This window comes from Microbacterium sp. AG157 (assembly GCF_003385695.1).
Classification (GTDB): Bacteria; Actinomycetota; Actinomycetes; order Actinomycetales; family Microbacteriaceae; genus Microbacterium; species Microbacterium testaceum.
The window spans coordinates 1-19373 of sequence record NZ_QRDK01000003.1 but is presented as its reverse complement, the minus strand read 5'-3'; the positions used below and the strand labels follow the sequence as shown (position 1 = coordinate 19373).

Sequence of the window (19373 nt, the reverse complement as noted above, 5' to 3'; positions counted from 1 at the left end):
AGTCATCAACACAACATATTCGCAGTGCGGCGGAGGAGGAACCAGGTGTCGACGAAGACCAGGGCGACCCGGCGGTGGGTCGCGGCGGCCGCGGTGGGGGTGCTCGGGGCGAGCCTGCTCGCGGGCTGCTCGGCCGATGGGCGCGAGACCATCCGCTTCACCTTCAGCAAACGCGAGGCGCTCTCGTTCATGAACGACGTCGTCGCGCAGTACAACGCCTCTCAAGACAGGGTGCGCGTCGAGATGGACAGCTCCGGCGTCGACGTCGTCTCGGCCAGCTTCGTCCGCGGCAACCCGCCCGACATCATGCTGGCGAACTACAACTACGAGGTCGCCCGGTTCGTGCAGCGCTGCGCCCTCTCCGACCTCAGCGGCACCGCGGCGGCGGCGAGCGTGCGCGAAGACCTGCAGCCGCTCATGGACCAGTACGGCTCGTGCGCGGGTCGCACCAGCGCCCTGCCGTACTCGGTGATGGCGGCATCCGTCATCTACAACACGCAGATCTTCGACCAGCTCGGCCTGTCGGTCCCCACCACGTGGGGCGAGCTCCTCGAGGTGTCCGAGACCCTGAAGGCCAACGGCATCACCCCGTTCTACGGCACCTTCAAAGACGACTGGACCGTCGCCCAGGGCTGGTACGACTACTCCGTCGGGGGCTCGCTGGACGTGCTCGACTTCTTCGACTCCCTGGCCGCCGAGGGCGATCAGGTCGGCCCCGACTCGTCGGTGTCGTTCGCGAAGGACTTCACCCAGCCCATGTACCGCATGCTCGAGCTCGCGACGAACTACACGAATGCGGATGCCGAGAGCCGGGCCTACGGCGATGGGAACCTCGCCTTCGCACAGGGGCAGGCGGCGATGTACCTGCAGGGGCCGTGGGCGCTCGGCGAGATCGCCAAGACCGCGCCGGACCTGCCGGTCGGTACCTTCCCCCTGCCGATGACCGACGACCCCGACGACCTTAAGGTGCGCGTCAACATGGACCTCGCCGCCATCATCCCCGAGGCATCGCATCACCAGGATGCCGCTCGCGACTTCCTCGAGTACCTCTACCGCCCCGAGGTGATCGAGGCCTACAACGAGTCGCAGCTCGGCTTCGCGCCCACGGCGGACGCCCCGTCGCCGAGCGACCCGCGCGTGGCGGGCATGGTGCCGTACTACGACGAAGGCCGCATCTACCAGGGCGCCTCGGTGCTCGTGCCCAAGACGATCCCCACCTTCAACTACGCGCAGGCGATGATCTTCGGCGCAGCGCCCGAGACCACCCTGCGCACCATGGACGAGGACTGGTCGCGCCTCGCGTTCCGCCAGCCCCCGGCCTCGACGAACGATGCCGCTGGCGAGGAGGCCGCGCGATGACCACCACCACCACGATCGTCACCGGGGGCAAAGCGACCGCGCGTCGCAGCTCCCGCCGGATCGAGCCGATCTACTACCTGTTCCTGCTGCCGACCCTCGTGCTGTTCACGCTCGCGATCACGGTTCCGGGTCTCATCGGCATCTTCTTCAGCTTCACGGACTCCATCGGGCTGGGGGAGTGGAGCTTCACGGGCCTGACCAACTACATCGCGATCTTCAGCGACCCGGCGATCCTGCAGGCGTACCTGTTCACCTTCGGCTTCTCGGTGGCCACGGTCATCGTGGTCAACGTGGCCGCGTTCCTGCTCGCGGTCGGGCTCACCTCGCAGATCCGGTTCACGAAGGCCCTGCGGACGGTGTTCGTCATCCCGATGGTGATCTCGGGCATCATCATCGCCTACGTCTTCAATTTCCTCTTCAGCAACTCGGTGCCCCAGGCCGGGGCTGCCCTCGGCATCCCGTGGCTCGAGACGAGCCTGCTCGCCAACCCCGACCTGGCGTGGGTGGCGATCGTGATCGTCACCGCCTGGCAGGCCGTGCCCGGCACGCTGCTCATCTACATCGCGGGGCTCCTCTCCGTCCCCGGCGACGTCTACGAGGCCGCGGGCCTCGACGGGGCGAGCAAGACCCAGCAACTGCTGCGCATCACGCTCCCGCTCGTCGCGGGGTACGTGGTGATCAACATCATCCTGGGCTTCAAGGGCTTCCTGAACGCCTACGACATCATCGTCGGGCTCACCGGCGGAGGCCCCGGTACCGCGACCCGCAGCGTCGCGATGTCGATCATCCTCGGCTTCAACGGCGGCGACTACGCGTATCAGATGGCGAACGCAGCGCTCTTCTTCGTCGTGGCCATCGTCATCTCGCTCCTGCAGCTCTCGCTGACCCGGGGAAGGAACACCCTGTCATGACCGCTCTCAACCAGCCGGCCCTCGCCTTCGAGCAGGCCGAGCTCGCCGTCCCCGATCGTCAGGGCCCCCAGGCTCCCCGCCGCCGTCGTCGCGTCGGCATGGAGCGCATCAACTGGTCGACGACGACGATCCTGGTGCTCTGTTCCCTTACGGTGCTGCTGCCGTTGTACGTCACGGTCTCGATGGCGCTGAAGAGCGGCACGCAGGTCGTCGACGGCAACGCGTTCTCGTTCCCCTCGCCGCTCAGCTTCGACGGCTTCGTCCAGGCGTGGACGCTGACGAAGTTCCCCGTGGGTCTGGCGATCTCGCTGCTGGTGACCGCCGGCACGGTCGTGGCGACGATCGTGCTCGCCGCCTTCGCCTCGTACGCGATCGCGCGCAACTGGGACCGGAAGCTCTTCCGGTACTCGTTCTTCTACCTGCTCGCGGCGATGTTCATCCCGTTCCCCGTCGTGGCGCTTCCGCAGATCCAGCTCACCGGTCGGGTGGGGCTCGACAACCCCGTCGGCGTGATCATCCTCGCTACGATGTTCCAGCTGAGCTTCAGCGTGCTGCTGTTCACGGCCTTCCTCCGGTCGATCCCGCTCGAACTCGAAGAGAGCGCACGCATCGACGGGGCGACGACCTGGCAGACGTTCTGGCGGCTCATCTTCCCGCTCCTGGCCCCTATGAGCGCCACCGTCGGCATCTTCGCCTTCCTCTACGCGTGGAACGACTTCATGATGCCCTCGCTCATCATCAGCGACCCGGCGCTGCAGACCCTGCCGGTGCGGCAGAACCTCTTCCAGACGCAGTTCAGCAACAACTACAACGTCGCTTTCGCGTCGTACCTCATGGCCATGGCCCCCGCCATCATCGCCTACCTCTTCACCCAGCGCTGGGTGATGGCGGGCGTGACCCAGGGCGCCGTCAAGGGCTGACCGACCACCCCCCTCGAAAGGAAAAACGTGACCACCGCCGCACCCTCCGTGCAGACCCGCGAACTCAGCGCAGCCCCCGACTGGTGGCGCCAGGCCGTGGTGTACCAGGTGTATCCCCGCAGCTTCGCCGACACCGACGGCGACGGCCTGGGCGACATCCGCGGAATCACCTCGCGCGTGCCGTATCTGGCAGAGCTGGGGGTGGATGCCGTCTGGCTCAGCCCCTTCTACCCCTCCGATCTCGCGGACGGCGGCTACGACGTCGCCGACTACCGCGACGTCGACCCGCGGCTGGGGACCCTGGCCGACATGGACGAGCTCATCGCGCAGCTGCACGCCCATGGCATCCGGGTCGTCGTCGACATCGTGCCCAACCACACGTCCGACAGGCACGCCTGGTTCCAGGAGGCGCTGGCCGCGGGCCGCGGGTCGGCGGCGCGTGCGCGTTACATCTTCCGTGAGGGCACCGGGCCCGACGGCGGGGAACCGCCCACCGACTGGGTGTCGATCTTCGGCGGCTCGGCGTGGGAGCGGGTGGAGGACGGGCAGTGGTACCTGCACAACTTCGACGTGTCGCAACCCGACCTCGACTGGTCGAACCCCGCGGTGCGCGCCGACTTCGTCACGACGCTGCGTTTCTGGAGCGACCGGGGAGTCGACGGCTTCCGCATCGACGTGGCGCACATGCTCACGAAAGACCTCAGCGAGCCGCTGCCCTCCCGCGCCGAGCTCGAAGCGCTTCCGCAGGACGGCTCCCACCCGATGATCGATCGCGACGACGTGCACGAGGTCTACGCCGAGTGGCGCGCGGTCTTCAACTCGTACGATCCGCCGCGGACGGCGGTCGCCGAGGCGTGGGTGCACCCCTCGCGGGTGCCGCTGTACGCGAGTGCCGACAGCCTCGGGCAGGCGTTCAACTTCGACCTGCTCGAGGCCGACTTCGACCCCGCGCAGTTCCGCCGCATCGTCGCCGACAACCTCGCGCTCGCCGCGCAGTCGGGATCGTCGACGACGTGGGTGCTGTCGAACCACGACGTCGTCCGGCACGCGACGCGCTACGGGCTGCCCGATGCCGAGCGCGGGGACGACGGACGCCCGACCCTCAAGCACGGCAACGAGTGGTTGCTGTCCGGGGGACAGTCGCCGACGCTCGATGCCGCGCGCGGAGAGCGCCGAGCCCGCGCCGCCGCGATGTTCGTCCTGGGCCTGCCCGGTTCGGCGTACCTGTACCAGGGTGAGGAGCTCGGTCTGCACGAGGTGGCCGAGATCCCCGACGCCGCGCGGCAGGATCCGACGTTCTTCCGCAGCCCCGGCATCGATCAGGGTCGGGACGGATGCCGCGTGCCCCTGCCGTGGAGCGCGATCGGCCCCGCGTTCGGCTTCGGAGGGGGCGGCGCGCACCTGCCGCAGCCGGAGTGGTTCGGCTCCTACGCGGTCGACGCGCAGGACGGCGATGCCGACTCGACGCTGACGCTGTACCGGCGCGCTCTCGACCTGCGGCACGAGCTGCAGACCGACGAGCAGCTGCGGTGGATCGACGGCACTCCCGGCGAGGTCGTGGCCTTCGAGCGCCCGAACGGCTGGACGGTCGTGACCAACTTCGGCAGCGAGCCGGCCGCCCTCCCCTCGGGTGACGTGCTGCTGTCGAGCACGGCGCTCGAGGGCGACCTCCTGCCCGGTGAGACGACGGTCTGGCTCCGCCGCGCCTGACGCCTCACGCACGCCCCGGTACCGCGAGTGCCGGGGCGTGCGTGCGCTCACGCACTGCCTCGATGATGTCGAGCGTCCGACACATCCGGGACGAGCCCTCGGACGATCCGGATGTGTCGGACACGCGACCTCGTTTGCGGATCGCCCGATCGCTCAGGAACGCCGGATGGACTCGCGGACCACGACCGGCATGTCGACGAGGTGGTGCCCCGCGGGCGGGCCCCCGGGCGACAGGAGCAGCTCGACGGCGCGACGCCCCATGTCCTCGTGCGGGAGGCCGATGGTCGTGAGCCCCGGGCGGAGGTAGGCGGCGAGCTCGTCGTTGTCGAACGAGACGAGCGAGACGTCCTCGGGGACGCGGAGCCCGGCATCTCCGAGGGCCTGGAGGGCGCCGAAGGCGAGCCGGTCGTTGAGGCAGACGATCGCGCGCGGCCGCAGGCCTCTCGCGAGCAGGCGCGCGGTGAACTCGTAACCGGGAGCGGGCTCCCACAACCAGATCGATTCCTCGTGGAGGAAACGCGCTCCGGCATCGGCCATCGCCGCCGAGATCCCGCGGACGCGCGCGGCTACGGTGGCGGAGCGGAAGAGGTCCCGTTCGGCCTCGGCGTCGTATCCCAGCAGCAGGATGCCGTCGCGGATCCCCGCGTCGACGAGAAGCTCGATCGCCCGCCGGCCGCCGGTCTCCTCGTCGGGGAGCACGCTGCAGCGATGCACCTCGTTGGTCGCGTTCAGCATGACGACGCGCAGGTTCGAGGGGAGTGGCGGGACGAAGGTCTCGCGTGCGCGCATCGAGGCGAAGATGATGCCGTCGACCTGGCGGTCCAGCAGTGCCGACACCGCCTCGGCCTCGCGCTCGGGCTCGCCACCGGTCTCGGCCACGAGCACCACTTGCCCCGCTGCCTCGGCCGCACCGAGGGCGCCCTTGATCAGTCCACTGGCGAATCGGGTCGTGGCGACCAGGTCGGAGACGAATCCGACCGTGTGCGAGGTGTCGGTGCGCAGTGCCCGAGCGGCCATGTTCGGGCGGTAGCCGAGCTCGGCCGCCGCGGCGTGGACGCGTTCGTGAGCGTCCTGCGACAACCGGGTGTCGGGTCGGCCGTTCAGGATCATCGACGCCGCCGCGGGGGACAAACCGGCCAGGCGTGCGACGTCGGCCAGCGTGACCCTCTTGCCCATCGATGCCCCCGTTCTGCGGCCTCGATGCCGCGGTCACGATCTTCGCAGCGATCTTGACAGCGCCGTGGAGGTCTGTATAAATAATCCTGCTAAATCCTTTCAGCAAGGGTATCGCACCAGAAGTCCCGACGCCGGAACCGCCCGAGCGCCGGCACCGCAGCATTGACGAAGGAGTCGACATGAACACCCGTTTCCCGCGCCGTCGCCGAGGGGTATCCCTGGCGCTGCTGACCATCGCGGGCCTCACCGGCGCCGCGCTCACCGGTTGTGCTCCCGGAAGCGCCGCCCCCGCCGCGCAGAACGACGTCCAGGTGAGCACCGAGCTGACGAGCGACCCCGTCCAGCTCACGATCGCCGATGAGACGGGCTTTCCGGTCACCGACAAGCTGACCGAGGAGTTCACCAAGCAGCACCCGAACGTGACCTTCACGATCAACCGCGACACGTTCCAGAACCTCACCGCGAACGCCCCGAAGCTCCTCGCCAGTGCGACGCCGCCCGACCTCATCCGCCTCCCCACGCTCGGCGACACGGTCCGCGACGGTCTGGTCGCGAACCTCGACCCCTATTTCGACGCGTACGGATGGAGCGCGTGGCCCGCGTCTCAGCTCGCTCCCCTCCGGATGAACGACGACGGCGTGCGCGGTTCCGGCTCGCTGTACCAGCTCGGCCTCGGCTACAGCATCACCGGGATCTACATGAACACCACCTTGGCCGCGCAGGTGGGCATCGACTCTCCGCCGCAGACACTGGCCGAGCTCGAGGCCGACATGGCGAAGGCGAAGGCCGCCGGCATCCTGCCGATCATGGCGGGCGACAAGGACGGCGTCGTCAACTTCGTCGTGCAGGCCGCGATGAACCAGTACGTCGACAAGGACAAATTCCTGTCGTGGATGTTCAACGAACCGGGAGCGCGCTACGACGAGTCCGGAAACGTCGAGGGTGCCGAGCTGGTGCGCAAGTGGGCGGACGCCGGATACTTCCCCTCCGACATCAACGCGATCGACTACTTCACCTTCACGAGCCGGTTCTCCGGCGGAGAGGGCCTCTTCACCTTCAACGGCAACTGGGAGGCCGCGAACTATCAGAAGGCACTCGGCTCGAACGTCGAGTTCTTCTTGGTGCCGCCCGCAGAGGCGGGAGTCGACCACGTCGCGATGGGAGCGGCGAACTCGTTCTCGGTCGCGGCGAAGTCGCCGCACATCAACGAGATCGTCTATTTCCTCAACTGGGTGCACACCGACCCCACGGCCCGACAGATCATCGTCGATGTCACGGGGGCGTCGCCCGGTGGCGACCCGGCGCAGGACCTGCCCACGGTGGAGTCCGGCTCGCTGATCGAGAACGCCCTGAAGATGTCCGCGCAGATCGGCGCCGAGAACGGGCAGGTCGACTTCATGGCCAACACCACCGCGGGAATCTACGCCGGCTCGATCATCCCCGAGTCGCAGCTGCTGGTGACCAGTCAGATTACCGGTCAGGACTTCGTCGACCGCGTGCAGAAGTTCTACGAGAGCGAGGTCGGCAAGTAATGACCGATCGTGCGGTCGCCGTCGCGGCGGCCCCTCGACCCGACGGCGCCCCTCCGGCGACAACGACCGCACCTCCTCGTCGGGCTGCCGCACGCGCGGTGGCCCGACGGGCGGCCCGCACCGGATGGCTGCTGCTCGTGCCGGCGCTGGGGTTCTACGTCGCGTTCGTGGTCTGGCCGCTCCTCCAAGGCGTGCAGTACTCGTTCTACGACTGGAACGGTATCGGCGTCGCCCGATGGGTGGGCTTCGGCAACTACCTCACCGTCTTCACCGACCCCGACCTCCTCGGCGCCATCCGCAACGCCTTCATCCTGATCGCGTTCTTCACCGTGATTCCCGTGAGCCTGGGACTCGTCCTGGCCACGCTCATCCGCGGCATCCGATACAAGGGATTCGCGGCGGCCGCGCAGACCGTCCTCTTCCTCCCGCAGATCATCCCGCTGGCCGCGGCGGGTATCGCCTGGTCGTGGATGTACGCCCAGACCGGTGCGATCAACCAGATCCTCGGAGGGGTCGGCCTCGGCTGGATCACGCGGCCGTGGCTCGCCGACTACGGCACCGCCCTCCCCGCGGTGGGACTCATCGGTTCGTGGGTGCTGACGGGCCTGTGCACCGTGCTCCTGCTGACCGGCCTCGGCAAGATCGACGTGTCGCTGTACGAGGCGATCCGTCTCGACGGCGCCGGATGGTGGCGCGAGTTCTTCACCATCACCCTGCCCGGGTTGCGTCAAGAGATCGCGGTGCTCGTCACCGTCACCGTCATCGCCGCGCTGTCGAGCTTCGACATCATCTACACCTCGACCCAGGGCGGTCCGGGACGGGCGACCCTCGTTCCCGGCCTGTCGATCTTCCGCATCGGTTTCACACAGAGTGACGTGGGCCTGGCCTCCGCCTTCGGCATCGTGCTCATGGCGCTCGTGCTCGTCGTGGTCCTTCCCATCCAACGCCTCTCGAGAGCGAGCGACTCGTGATCGCCAGCCGCACCGAGCGCCTGCTCGGCATCCTCCTCCTCAGCGTCGCCACGATCGTGACGCTCCTGCCGCTGATCAGCATGCTGTCGGCCGCCCTGCAGCCGGCCGACCGCAACCCGACGGGGCTGACCTGGCCGACCGATCCGCAGTGGGGGAACTTCGCCACGGCCTTCGAGACGGGTCACGTCTGGCAGCTCATGGGTTCCAGCCTGCTGATCGTCCTCGGAGTCGTGCCGGTGAGTCTGGTGGCCGCGACCCTCGCCGGATTCGCGCTGGGATCCCTTCAGGTGCGCTTCGGTCGCGGCATCCTGGTGTTCTTCGTTCTCGGGCTCACCATCCCATTCGAGGCCCTGATCATCCCGCTGTACTACCAAGCGCAGTCGTTGGGCACCGTGAACACCCCGTGGGCGGTGATCTTCCCCCTGATCGGGCTCTACATGCCCTTTGGCGTCTTCTGGATGCGCGCCCACTTCATCAACGTGCCGCGCGAGCTCTCCGAGGCGGCGCGGGTGGACGGCGCGTCGATCTGGCGCGAGTTCCGCAGCATCCAGCTGCCGTTGGCGGCCCCCGCTCTGTCGGCCCTGGCGATCCTGCTGTTCATCTGGACGTGGAACCAGTTCCTGCTTCCCGTCGTCCTCATCGCCGACCCACTGCAGCGGACGGTTGCGGGCGCCCTGACCTTCTTCCAGGGCCAGTACTCGCTGAGCATCCCGCTGCTGAATGCGGGGGCCCTGATCATCATCACTCCCGCCGTCCTGCTGTTCCTCGTCTTCCAGCGCCAGTTCATCCGCGCCCTCGTCCAGGGCGCGGTCAAGGGCTGAGCGCTCCCACCATCTCGAAACGGATCCCCATGACGTTCACGCTGCCCGACCACTGGGTCTGGGACTTCTGGCTCGCCCACGACGGCGACACCCACCACATGATGTTCCTCCAGGCACCCATGAGCCTCGGCGACCCGGATCTGCGCCATCGCAACGCCAGTGTCGGCTACGCCACCTCCGACGACCTGCGCTCGTGGACCGTCCACGGGACGGTACTGGAGCCGTCGGGCGGTCAGGCCCCCGACGCCACGGCCACCTGGACGGGCAGCATCGTGCGGACGGATGCCGACTGGCGCATGTTCTACACCGGATCGCGGTTTCTCCGCGAGGGCGAGATCACGAACGTCGAGACGGTGCTGGCCGCCGCCTCGGACGACCTCGCCGCATGGACGAAGGACCCGGCTGTGGTCGTCTCCGCCGACCCCCGGTGGTACGAGACGCTCGCGCACGGAACCTGGCACGAAGAAGCCTGGCGCGATCCGTGGGTGTTCGCCGACCCGGACGGGGACGGCTGGCACATGCTCGTCACCGCTCGTGCGCGGGAGGGTGTCTCGCGCGACCGCGGGGTGATCGGTCACGCCTGGTCGGCCGATCTGCGCCGTTGGGAGGTGCGGCCTCCGCTCAGTGCCCCGGGCGCGGGATTCGCCCACCTCGAGGTGCCGCAGGTCGTGCACGTCGAGGGACGGTGGGTCCTGCTGTTCTCGTGCGACTCCGCGCATCTCGCCGGAGCGAGAGAAGGGCAGGTCGGCGGGATCTGGGCCGTCGCCCTCGACGATCCGCGGGGGCCGTATCCGGTGGAGCGCGCCACCCTCGTGACCGACGAGAGCCTGTACAGCGGTCGCATCGCGCAGGACGCCGAGGGTCGCTCCGTCATGCTTGCTTTTGAGAACACGAGCTCCGACGGGGTCTTCGTCGGAACGCTCTCCGATCCCGTGGCGGTGCGATGGAACGACGACCGCCTCGAGACCGAGGGAGCGCTCCGGTGACGGCTGTGGAGGGCACCGTCGCCCCCGGGTTCGAGGCCGTCGCCGACGCGTTCGCCGCCGCCTTCGAGGGGCTGCCCGAGATGGGCGGCGCTCTCGCTGTGCGCGTGGAGGGTCGCAGCGTCCTCGACCTGTGGGGCGGCGTGGCCGACAGTCGCGACGGTAGACGATGGCAGCGCGAGACGCCGTCCGTGGTGTTCTCCTGCACCAAGGGCCTCATGGCGATCCTGGCGGCGCGGCTGGTCGCGTCGGGCCGTCTCGACCTCGATGAGCCTCTCAGTGCGCTCTGGCCCGAGTTCGGTGCGCGCGGGAAGGACCGGGTGAGCGTCGGTGACGCCCTCGCCCACCGCGCCGGAGTGTCGGCTCCCAGAGAGGACGTCTCGCGCGCGCAGCTCCTCGACTTCGACGCGATGGCGGCTCTGCTCGCGCGACAGCAACCCTTGTGGCAACCGGGCGAGGGATGGGCCTATCACGCGCTCACCCACGGCTGGATCTCCGGAGAGATCGTTCGTCGCGCCGGCGCGACGGAACCGGGAGCGGCCTTCGCCGAGATGGCGGCGGCCGTGGGCGGGGGCGCATGGCTCGGGATGCCGCCCGAGGTCGCGGCATCCGTCGCGCACCTGCGCGTCGGGCCCACGCTGGCCGCTCATGTGGCCCGGCAGCGGGAGGGGCGGGAACCCGCGACCACCGACTGGCTCGAGCGGGCGATGACCCTCGGCGGCGCGCTCCCCGAGACGCTGGTCACCGATGACGACGGCTTCAATGCCGACGACGTCCGCGCCGCGGTCATCCCCGGCGCCGGCGCCATCGCCACCGCTCGTGCCGTCGCGGCGATGTGGTCCGCCACCGTCGCCGTCACCGAGGGCGTCCGCCTCCTGGACGACGAGACCCTTCGGGTGGTGACGCGGGAACGGACCGCCGGTCCGCCGGTCTTCGCCGCTCCTGCGCCGTGGCCGCGGTGGGCGGCCGGCTTCCAGCTCGACTCCGAGGCCCGCCGTTACCTGGGCCCCACGAGCTTCGGGCACGATGGAGCCGGTGGTCAGGTGGCGTTCGCCGACCTCGACTCCCGGATCGGATTCGCCTTCGTGACCAACTGGATGGAGGCCGACGATCCCCGCGCGACGCGCATCGTCGACGCGCTCCGCGAGGTCGTGCGCTGATCGGGATTCAGCGCACCCGCGCCCACCCGTCCTCGCGTCGCTCGATGGCCCCGGCCGCTGCGAACGCCTCGAGCCACCCGCCCATCGGCCACACGCCCCACCGTTCGTGGAAGGTGGCGCCGTTGCGCAGGATGTCGTCGAGATGCTGCCACGGGGGAGAAGACACCGGATGCCACTGGTGGTACGCGTCCGCGCCGCCCACCCAGAGCATCTCGATGTCGGCCGCTCGCGCCGTCCAGGCGAGGTCGGTGTCTTCCGCGCCGTACCCCTCGTAGCCCGGGTGAAACCCCCCGATGCGCTTCCACGTCGCGGGGGTGACGGCGAAGGACAGCGACCAGAACAGGTCGTACTCCTCCGGGGTCGCTCGGCGGGTCGCACCGGCGGGCAGGGCGGGCCGGGCCCGGTGGGGACGGGTGAGGAAGGGCAGATCGGATGCCGTTTCCGGCCGCTGCACGCTCACCAGGTACGTGACCGCTCCCGAGAGGACGGCGTCGGGGTTGCTCGAGGCCGCGGTCCGGTATGCGGAAAGCAGGTCGGCGCCGGGCAGGCAGTCCACGTCGAGGAAGACGAGCAGCTCGGCCCCTGCCTCGATGGCCGCCGCGGCGGCACGGTTGCGACCTTCGCCGACGCGGAGCCCCGTCGACCCCGGTGGAACGTGCAGCGTGAGGGTGCCGGCATCCGGGACGTCGGCCGGCGGTGTCTCATCGAGCCAGACCTCGACGCGCACGATGTCGTCGGCGACCTCGGCGAGCACGCGTCGTTGGCGGTCCAGGTGCTCCCGCCGGGATCGCGAGGCGACCGTGAGGACGGCGGTCTTCACGGCAGCGCCGCCTCGATCGCCGCGGCCATGCGCGCGGCCGCTCCGTCGACCTGCCACCGCGACCAGTCGGGGTCGTCTCCGGCGGCGAGCTCGACGAGCGCCACGAGACCCGCGGCGTCGATGCCGCTGCCGCCCTGCCGGGCGAGCCCCCACCGCTCGAGCGCTGCGGCCGTGTCCCGCTGCTCGTCGAACGGGCGCTCCTGCGCGACGACCACTGCACGCGCGCCCGCTGCAGCCAGATCCGCCACGCTGTTCTGCCCGGCGGCGCTCACCACGACCGTGCTGCGTGCGAGCAGCGGCCACGGATCGTCGACCCGGGAAGAGGGGTCGTGTCCCGCCGAGGTGACGTCCCATCCCCGCTCGCGAAGCCGTGCGACGGCATCCTCGCGGACGTGCTCGTCGACCACCCGGCCCAGCAGCAGCACCGACCGTTCCTCGCGCGGTGCGTCGCGTTCGCGTCCGTCGAAGCGCGAGATCCCGCCCGTCCAGACCACGCGATCGGCGTGCGCCGTCAGTGCGTCGGCGCAGACGGCGCCGCGCGGCCAGGGCGCGAGGATGGCGTCGGCGAGGTCGTAGGCGAGCGCGTGCGGCGCGTCCGTGCGCGTCCCGGGCTGCGTCATGGCGAGGGTGCGCAGTCCGAGCAGGCGCGCGAGCGCCACGACCTCGACGCTCACGTCCACCACCAGGGCCGTCACGGACCGTTCGGCGGCGGTCGAAGCGATGAGTGCCAGACGGTCGCGATGGCCCGGGTGATCGTGCGGTGCCCAGTGCAGATGACCGCGCACCGTGGGGTCGGCGTCTCGCGGATCGGCCGTCGACCCATCGGCCCGGGGGAAGGGGTCGGCATCCGGGGGCAGTTCGATCCAGTCCACCCCCGCAGCAAGGCCCGCCGGGCGGGGCATCGACGAGAAGGCGACGACGGGCGTCCGCAGGTGCGGGGTCACCGCGAGGAACCGCGCGACATGCCCGTAGCCGTGATGGTGGACGTACCAGCCGATCACCACGACACCGCCGGCACCCTGCGCGCGGCGGCGGGCTGCGCGACGTGGGTGAGCACGCGCTCGACCTCGCGGTGCCGGTGAGCGAGGGAATGCTGACGTACCGCGGCTTGGCGTGTCCACACGCGCGTGAGCGGCTCGCGAACGCCCTCGGCGGCGAGGTGGGCGGCGGCCTTCGCGAGGGCGACGATGTCGCCGGGCATGACCGTCGCCGAACCCGGCATGCCCGCGAGCACCTCGGAGACGCCGCCGATGTCGAAGGCCGCGACGGGAGTCCCGGTCGCGAGGGCCTCGGCGATCACGAGCCCGAACGGCTCCTCCCACATCGGCGTCACGAGAGCGACCGCCGAAGACCCGACCAGGCGGCAGAGATCGGCCTGGTGAAGCGGGCCGACGTATCGCGCGTGCACGCCGAGACGGGGGACGATCTCCTGCTCGAAATAGTCCACATCGCCGATCCGCCCGGCCAGCACGATGTGCGCATCGGCCTCGCGCGCCGCCTCGATCGCCAGGTGGGGGGCCTTCTCGGGGACGACGCGCCCCGACCAGACCCACGAGGGTCCGCCCGCACCGCGGATCCACTGATCGGTGTCGACACCGTTGGGGAAGACGAATGCGTCGACGCCCTCGACCGACCAGGCGCGCGCGGTGGCCTGGCTCACGGCGACGAACCGATGGGAGGCCTCGGACACCTCGGCTGCCGCCTCGAGCAGGGCCTCCAGCGGAGGCGTGTGCAGGGTCGTGACGACGGGGATGTCGGCCTCGACGCTCCAGCGGATGGGAGCCGGGTGCAGGCTGTGGTTGTCGACGACGTCGAAGTGATGGCGGTCGGCGATCAGCCGGTCCCGGGCGGCGTCGAAGGCCGCGTCGACGGCTTCGGCGTATCCCCGCGGGTACTCGGTGTCGGAGGAGTGCTCCGGCCGCGTCCACTCCGGCGCGGGAAGGCGGAACTCGGGCACGTCGTCGAGGAAGTCGGAACCCTCCGCCGCGCACAGGGTGACCTGGTGTCCGCGGGAACGGAGCCAGCGCACCCGATCCCAGACGGTGGCCTCGAGGCCGCCCGCGTGTGGTTGTCGAAGCGGGTAGCGCGACGGCGCGACGACCAGCACGCGCAGCGGCCGCTGCCCGCGGATCACGCGGCCACCTCGGCGGCGAGCACGCGGCGATAGACGGCGAGGTGCGCTGATCGCACGTCCTCGAGCTCCGCGGAGCGCTCGCTGCGTCGGCGCAGGACTTCGCCCTCGCGTCGAGCGGAACCGGGCGTGGACCACACCTCGTGCGTGGCGTCGAGGATCGCTCGCGCGAGGGACACGGGCTCACCCACGTCGAAGGTGTGGAAATCGTCCGGATGCTGAGCCGCGATGTGTCCGATGCGCGTACCGATCACTGGGACGGCCAGGTCGTAGCAGAGCTCGGCCCATCCCGACTGCGTGCCGTGTCGGTAGGGCAGCACGCACGCGTCGAGGTCGGCGAGCCAGCGGGCGAGCGCGTCGTCGTCGAGACGGGGCCCGCGCTCGACGCGGACGCCCTCGGTCCCCGCGACCAGCAGATCGATGGATGCCGCGGCCTCCTCGTCGCGTACCCGCTCGTTCACCCGCACGACGGCCTCGACGCGCGCTCCCTGAGCGCGCAGGTCGGAAATGGCCCGCACGAGCGTGGCGGTGGTTCCGACGCCGTCGATGTTGGGGCGGAGGTCGCGCAGGTGAACGCCCACACGGGTGGTGTCGTGGGCCGATCCGGTCGGACGCGGATCGTCTCCGAGGAGGGTCGGATGCGGGATCACGGTCGTGGCGCGGTGCGCGATCGTGTGCACCTCGGCCCCGGCGGTGTCGGTGAGGGTGATGAGCTCGTCCGCTGCGGCGGCGAGCACGGCGAGCGAAGCGCGGTGCTCGTCCTGCGCGCTCAGCTGGGGGTTCTCCAGATCGTGCACCGTGTAGACCAATGGCCGACCGAGGCGGCGCAGGGTCGCGACCGTGTCCTCGAGTTCCGCGGGGCTGTACGACTCGATCCCGAAATGCACGTGGACCAGGTCGAAATCTTCGACGTTCGCCTCGAGCCACGCCGGCAGCAGGACCTGCGGGGGCCACCACTGGCCGGCCGGAGCTCCCGGCGGCGGCGGGTCGGCCAGCACGCGAACGTGGTGCGGATCCGCGATGGCGGCGACGTAGGGATGGGCCGAGGGAACGGCGGCGACTCGAATGGGGGTGACGACGATCTTCTCTCCTCCTCGTGATTGCGTGCGTGACGGTGCGCGTACCGCATCGCCAGGCACATCGCAATGCAACGGGGCGGTTGGGACGACGACGACACCGACGGATACGTTCACATCATGGGTGCGGAGAGGGCAGGCGCGACAAGCCTTGCGGACCACGGCGACGCGGTGATAGCGCGTCGTGTCCACTACGCCGAGTTCTTCGGCGACGCACCCGCCCCCGACGGCTACGGCGTCGTCGTCGGCAACTGCCAGGCCGAGTCCCTGCGGCTCGTCATCGCCTCCGAACAGCTGCCGGCCGTGCGGATCCCCGCCGTGCACGAGCTCGACGCCGCCGAAGCGTCCCGTCTGCACGCTCTGCTCGCGGGGGCGTCCTTCCTCGTGTCGCAGCCCATCCGCGACGACTACCGCGGCCTCCCGCTCGGCACCGCGCAGTTGCGGGCTTCGCTTCCTTCCGGCGCCCGCGTGGTGCTCGTTCCCGCTGTTCGCTTCGCGGGTCTGCACCCGTTCCAGGCGGTGCTCCGACTCCCCGCGTTCCCCGAGGACCCGCCCCTGGTGGCCTATCACGACGTCCGCACGGTCGCCGAAGCGGCCGGGCTGAGCGTGCCCGCGCACCTTCCCGCCTCGGCGGTTCGCGCTCTGGCCGACGCCTCCGTTGCGGAACTGCGTCGCCGCGAGGCCCTCGGCCTCGACGTCGCGGCATCCGACCTCTTCTCTCCCGTCGTCGAAGACCTCGCGCGCACGGTCAATCACCCCGGCAACGCCCTCTTCCTGCCCCTGGGGGAGCGCATCGTCGAGGCACTGGGCTCGCCCGGACGCGTCGTCGACCCGGGGCGGCCGATCCTCGCTTCGGTGCGCGCGCCGCTCGAATCGTGGGTCGTCGACGCGTGGAACCTCGACGCCGCACCTCGCCCCGAATGGATCGTGGCCGGCGAGACCGTCTCGGCCGACGCCGTGCGCCGCGCCCACCTCGCCTATTACGCGAAACGTCCCGCCCTCCTCGCCGCCGTCGTCGACCGTATGGCCCCGCTGCTGCGCACCTGGAGCGCCGCCGCATGAGTTCGAAGATCTCGATCCCGGATGCCACCCTCCCGGTGCTCCTCGTCCATCCCGGCCCGCACGGCGTCGCGGTCTACGCCCGGCAGATCGCGGCCGAAGTCGTGGCGGCGGAGCCGCACGCGCGGATCACGACCGTCGATGCTCTCGCCGCCCTCCCCGAAGGGACGCCGGTGCACGCTCACGTCACCGACCGCCTGTGGGGAGCATCGCCCGAGGAGGCGACGCACGCGCTCACGGGCCTCGCCGCCCGGCATCCGCTCACCGTGACGCTGCACGACGTGCCGCAGGAATCCGACGGCGAACGCAACCGCCCGCGGCGCCGAGCCTTCTATCGCGCCGTGACCGAGGCGTCGCGCGGGGTCGTCGTCAACAGCGCCCATGAGCGCGAACTGCTGCGCGAAGAGGGCGTCTTCGACGGCCCGGTCGCCGTCGTGCCTCTCCCGGTCGATTCCGTGGCCGTGCCGCTCGCAACGCCGGAGGTCGACGACTCCGTCGGCGTCCTCGGATACTTCTACCCCGGCAAGGGTCATGACGAGGCGCTCGAAGCCGCTGCCACCGCGGGGCTGACGCGACTGACCGTGCTCGGACGCGCCTCCGACGGCCACGCGGGCGACCTCGACGCCTTCGCGCGACTCGCCGGCGCGCGGGGGGTGTCGGTGGAAGTGACCGGGTGGCTCGACGACGCCGAGATGGCCGACCGGGTGCGTCGCATCGCCGTCCCGGTGATCGCGCACCGGCATGTCTCGGCGTCGGGCTCTCTGGCCTCGTGGATCGGCTGGGGACGCCGTCCTCTCGCCGTCCGCAACCGCTACAACGACGAGATGGCCGCGCTCAGGCCCGACACCGTCACCCTCGTCGAGCCGGACGCCCTCGCGGCGGCGATCTCCGCCGCCCGTGTCGACGCACCCTCCACATGGCACGGCCAGCACCCTGTGCCTTTCGGACGCGCTGACGCCGCCCGCGCGTACCTCCGCTGGTGGAGCGAGGTCACGTCATGACGGGGGACACCCCCTGGAACGACCGGATGCCATGGGTGCCGGGCAACCGCTGGGACCTGGTCGCACACCTCGAGCCCCAACCGCCGCGCGTGAGCGTCATCGTCACCCATTACGCTCAGCCGGCGGAACTCGCCCGCACCCTCGAGGCTCTCCGCCGACAGGATCACCCGCGCAACCGTCTCGAGATCATCGTCGCCGACGACGGCTCTCCCGAGGCGCCGTCGGTCCCAGAGGGCGTCCTGCTGGTTCGTCAGGAGGACCGCGGTTTCCGCGCGGCTGCCGCTCGAAACCTGGGAGCGGCGGCCGCGTCGGGCGATGTTCTCTGCTTCTTGGATGCCGACACCAGCCCGGAACCCGAGTACGTGCGACGGATCTCGCGTCTTCCCGCACTCCTGTCCGAGGCGGTGACGGTGGGGCGCCGTCGACACGCGGACTTCGCGGGCGTCCCGGCCCAGATCCCGGTCGAGGAATGCGGTCCCGCACGGGAACTCCCCGAACCGGCCTGGCTCCGAGACGCGTACCAGCGCAGCCAGAATCTCCTGCTCGCCGACGACCGGTCCTATCGGTATGTCATCAGCGCCGTCGTCGCCTGCTCCCGATCATTCTTCGACGAGGTGGGCGGTTTCGACGAGACCTTCTCGTCGTACGGAGGAGAGGATTGGGAATGGGCGCACCGGTGCTGGCAAGCCGGCGCGGTTCTCGCGCATGTTCCGGATGCCGTGGCCTGGCACGACGGCCCGGACTGGGCGGGCCGGGGGGACTCCGAGCGTGACGCCGAGGGCAATCGGCAGTCGATTCAGCTGGTGACGAAGATCCCCGTCGATGGGTCAGCGGCACGAGGTCTCCTTCCCGCGATGCCCGACATCGAGGTACGCGTGCCGGTGACGACGACCGCGGCCGCGTTCGTGTGCGCCGACTCGCTCCTTGCGGCGCTGCCGAGAGCCGCTGTCGTGATGGCGCCGGTCCCGGATGCGGCCGCGCTGCGCGCTGACCCCCGCGTTCGCTCTGCCGTCACCGAGGACCCGCGCGTGAGGGTGGAGCTGGAGCACCCGGTGGTCGTGTTGCGTCCCGATGCGCTGAGCGATGCCCTCGCCGTCCTCGGCGAAGGTGACGTGGGACGAGTGCATCTGCGGTCTGCGGAGGGGGTGCCGCTCGGGTCGGCGACGAGCCGCCGGGCCCGCGCCAGGAGCACACGGTGGAGCACGAGGTCGGGGCACGCAGAGACCACTCGCGTCATCGAGGGCATGCACGTCCTGCGGGCGGAACCGTCGGTCGAAGCGTGGCTGGGCGCGTGGGGCGGAGCCCCTCGGTTCCTCTGAGTCCACCGACTTCCGCGGAATTCCGAGGAATCAGCTTCGCGACACGCCCGGGAAGCGCATGAGTTCGACCGAACCCGGGGTCGCACGTAAGCTCTTACATGTTCGCCCCACAGGGGAGAGCGGAGCGGCCGAAAGGCCCCGCGTCCTCTCAAGCGGCGAACCACCCCCAACACCAACACTTGAGAGTTTCGACTCTTTGGTCTACAGTTGGGATCCTGCCACTCGGCACACAAACTCAGTCTGACTGCTTCTTAGCGAAGCTCAATTGCGCTGGTTTGGTTGTCGAGTCCGCAGGTCAAATGAAGTGAACCGCCTCACGGGTAGGTCGAGAGATCGTTTCTGTGGGTGCGTCCGTTCCTTGAGAACTCAACAGCGTGCACTTGTCAAATGCCAATTTATTCCTCGTCGGTCTGACTTTTGTTGG

17 protein-coding genes are annotated in these 19373 nt (G+C 70.0%); 12 read left to right on the top strand and 5 right to left on the bottom strand.

Annotated elements, in window-relative coordinates; all coding sequences use genetic code 11:
• Positions 1–45: 45 nt before the first annotated feature.
• The 4 genes from DEU35_RS09620 (at position 46) to DEU35_RS09605 (ending at position 4900) form a co-directional block, all read left to right on the top strand.
• Positions 46–1359: an ABC transporter substrate-binding protein gene (locus DEU35_RS09620; RefSeq protein ID WP_181904623.1), complete on the top strand. Its 1314-nt coding sequence runs from the start codon at positions 46–48 to the stop codon at positions 1357–1359.
• On the top strand, positions 1356–2270 hold the full coding sequence (locus DEU35_RS09615; RefSeq protein ID WP_094736161.1) for a carbohydrate ABC transporter permease: 915 nt from the start codon (positions 1356–1358) through the stop codon (positions 2268–2270). Before DEU35_RS09620 ends, DEU35_RS09615 begins: the two co-directional genes overlap by 4 nt.
• 98 nt (positions 2271–2368) lie before the next feature.
• A complete protein-coding gene (locus tag DEU35_RS09610) occupies positions 2369–3190 on the top strand; it encodes a carbohydrate ABC transporter permease (protein ID WP_094736171.1) in 822 nt (273 codons plus the stop codon).
• Positions 3191–3217: 27 nt separating this feature from the next.
• Positions 3218–4900, top strand: a complete 1683-nt coding sequence (locus DEU35_RS09605) for an alpha-amylase family glycosyl hydrolase (RefSeq protein WP_103208503.1) — start codon at positions 3218–3220, stop codon at positions 4898–4900.
• A gap of 153 nt (positions 4901–5053) precedes the next feature.
• Here DEU35_RS09605 and DEU35_RS09600 read toward each other — a convergent pair whose 3' ends face one another.
• Positions 5054–6076, bottom strand: a complete 1023-nt coding sequence (locus DEU35_RS09600; protein ID WP_103208505.1) for a LacI family DNA-binding transcriptional regulator — start codon at positions 6074–6076, stop codon at positions 5054–5056.
• A 179-nt stretch (positions 6077–6255) separates the two neighbouring features.
• On the opposite strand from DEU35_RS09600, the gene DEU35_RS09595 reads away from it, so the two are divergent.
• Genes DEU35_RS09595 through DEU35_RS09575 form a run of 5 tightly spaced genes read left to right on the top strand, consistent with a single transcriptional unit; the run spans position 6256 to position 11543 of the window.
• The gene (locus DEU35_RS09595) at positions 6256–7608 is read left to right on the top strand and encodes an ABC transporter substrate-binding protein (RefSeq protein WP_103208507.1); all 1353 of its coding nucleotides are present in this window, start codon (positions 6256–6258) and stop codon (positions 7606–7608) included.
• Entirely contained in the window at positions 7608–8579 is a 972-nt protein-coding gene (locus DEU35_RS09590; protein ID WP_371861629.1) for a carbohydrate ABC transporter permease, read from the top strand. Before DEU35_RS09595 ends, DEU35_RS09590 begins: the two co-directional genes overlap by 1 nt.
• Positions 8576–9400 (top strand): carbohydrate ABC transporter permease, encoded by an 825-nt coding sequence (locus DEU35_RS09585; RefSeq protein ID WP_116239375.1) that lies wholly within the window; start codon positions 8576–8578, stop codon positions 9398–9400. Before DEU35_RS09590 ends, DEU35_RS09585 begins: the two co-directional genes overlap by 4 nt.
• 29 nt (positions 9401–9429) lie before the next feature.
• Positions 9430–10386, top strand: a complete 957-nt coding sequence (locus DEU35_RS09580; RefSeq protein WP_094736156.1) for a family 43 glycosylhydrolase — start codon at positions 9430–9432, stop codon at positions 10384–10386.
• Complete coding sequence (locus DEU35_RS09575; protein ID WP_246078338.1) at positions 10383–11543, top strand: serine hydrolase domain-containing protein; 1161 nt, start codon at positions 10383–10385, stop codon at positions 11541–11543. Before DEU35_RS09580 ends, DEU35_RS09575 begins: the two co-directional genes overlap by 4 nt.
• A gap of 7 nt (positions 11544–11550) precedes the next feature.
• Here the strand turns inward: DEU35_RS09575 and DEU35_RS09570 are convergent, their stop codons facing one another.
• From DEU35_RS09570 to DEU35_RS16850, 4 genes are read right to left on the bottom strand one after another with little or no spacing between them, the layout of a single operon-like run.
• Positions 11551–12363 carry a glycosyltransferase family 2 protein gene (locus DEU35_RS09570; RefSeq protein ID WP_116239374.1) on the bottom strand — a complete coding sequence of 271 codons (813 nt, stop codon included), beginning with the start codon at positions 12361–12363 and terminating at the stop codon, positions 11551–11553.
• Entirely contained in the window at positions 12360–13364 is a 1005-nt protein-coding gene (locus DEU35_RS09565) for a hypothetical protein (protein ID WP_174799718.1), read from the bottom strand. Before DEU35_RS09565 ends, DEU35_RS09570 begins: the two co-directional genes overlap by 4 nt.
• Positions 13361–14497 (bottom strand): glycosyltransferase, encoded by a 1137-nt coding sequence (locus tag DEU35_RS09560; protein WP_218026375.1) that lies wholly within the window; start codon positions 14495–14497, stop codon positions 13361–13363. The genes DEU35_RS09565 and DEU35_RS09560 overlap by 4 nt, the downstream gene beginning before the upstream one ends.
• Positions 14494–15633, bottom strand: coding sequence for a glycosyltransferase (locus tag DEU35_RS16850; RefSeq protein WP_170210727.1), 1140 nt, complete (start codon positions 15631–15633; stop codon positions 14494–14496). Before DEU35_RS16850 ends, DEU35_RS09560 begins: the two co-directional genes overlap by 4 nt.
• A gap of 6 nt (positions 15634–15639) precedes the next feature.
• Here DEU35_RS16850 and DEU35_RS16845 point away from each other — a divergent pair, with 6 nt between their 5' ends.
• From DEU35_RS16845 to DEU35_RS09545, 3 genes are read left to right on the top strand one after another with little or no spacing between them, the layout of a single operon-like run.
• Positions 15640–16632: a WcbI family polysaccharide biosynthesis putative acetyltransferase gene (locus tag DEU35_RS16845; RefSeq protein WP_170210728.1), complete on the top strand. Its 993-nt coding sequence runs from the start codon at positions 15640–15642 to the stop codon at positions 16630–16632.
• Positions 16629–17630, top strand: coding sequence for a glycosyltransferase (locus tag DEU35_RS09550; protein ID WP_103208515.1), 1002 nt, complete (start codon positions 16629–16631; stop codon positions 17628–17630). Before DEU35_RS16845 ends, DEU35_RS09550 begins: the two co-directional genes overlap by 4 nt.
• Positions 17627–18949: a glycosyltransferase family 2 protein gene (locus tag DEU35_RS09545; protein ID WP_258027923.1), complete on the top strand. Its 1323-nt coding sequence runs from the start codon at positions 17627–17629 to the stop codon at positions 18947–18949. Before DEU35_RS09550 ends, DEU35_RS09545 begins: the two co-directional genes overlap by 4 nt.
• The last annotated feature ends 424 nt before the right edge of the window (positions 18950–19373 follow it).

What these genes read in the sequence shown, in the direction of transcription:
- DEU35_RS09615 (WP_094736161.1), top strand. Translation starts at nt 1,356, where the DNA reads ATGACCACCACCACCACGATCGTCACCGGGGGCAAAGCGACCGCGCGT.
- DEU35_RS09610 (WP_094736171.1), top strand. Translation starts at nt 2,369, where the DNA reads ATGGAGCGCATCAACTGGTCGACGACGACGATCCTGGTGCTCTGTTCC.
- DEU35_RS09600 (WP_103208505.1), bottom strand. Translation starts at nt 6,076, where the DNA reads ATGGGCAAGAGGGTCACGCTGGCCGACGTCGCACGCCTGGCCGGTTTG.
- DEU35_RS09595 (WP_103208507.1), top strand. Translation starts at nt 6,256, where the DNA reads ATGAACACCCGTTTCCCGCGCCGTCGCCGAGGGGTATCCCTGGCGCTG.
- DEU35_RS09590 (WP_371861629.1), top strand. Translation starts at nt 7,608, where the DNA reads ATGACCGATCGTGCGGTCGCCGTCGCGGCGGCCCCTCGACCCGACGGC.
- DEU35_RS09580 (WP_094736156.1), top strand. Translation starts at nt 9,430, where the DNA reads ATGACGTTCACGCTGCCCGACCACTGGGTCTGGGACTTCTGGCTCGCC.
- DEU35_RS16845 (WP_170210728.1), top strand. Translation starts at nt 15,640, where the DNA reads ATGCAACGGGGCGGTTGGGACGACGACGACACCGACGGATACGTTCAC.
- DEU35_RS09550 (WP_103208515.1), top strand. Translation starts at nt 16,629, where the DNA reads ATGAGTTCGAAGATCTCGATCCCGGATGCCACCCTCCCGGTGCTCCTC.
- DEU35_RS09545 (WP_258027923.1), top strand. Translation starts at nt 17,627, where the DNA reads ATGACGGGGGACACCCCCTGGAACGACCGGATGCCATGGGTGCCGGGC.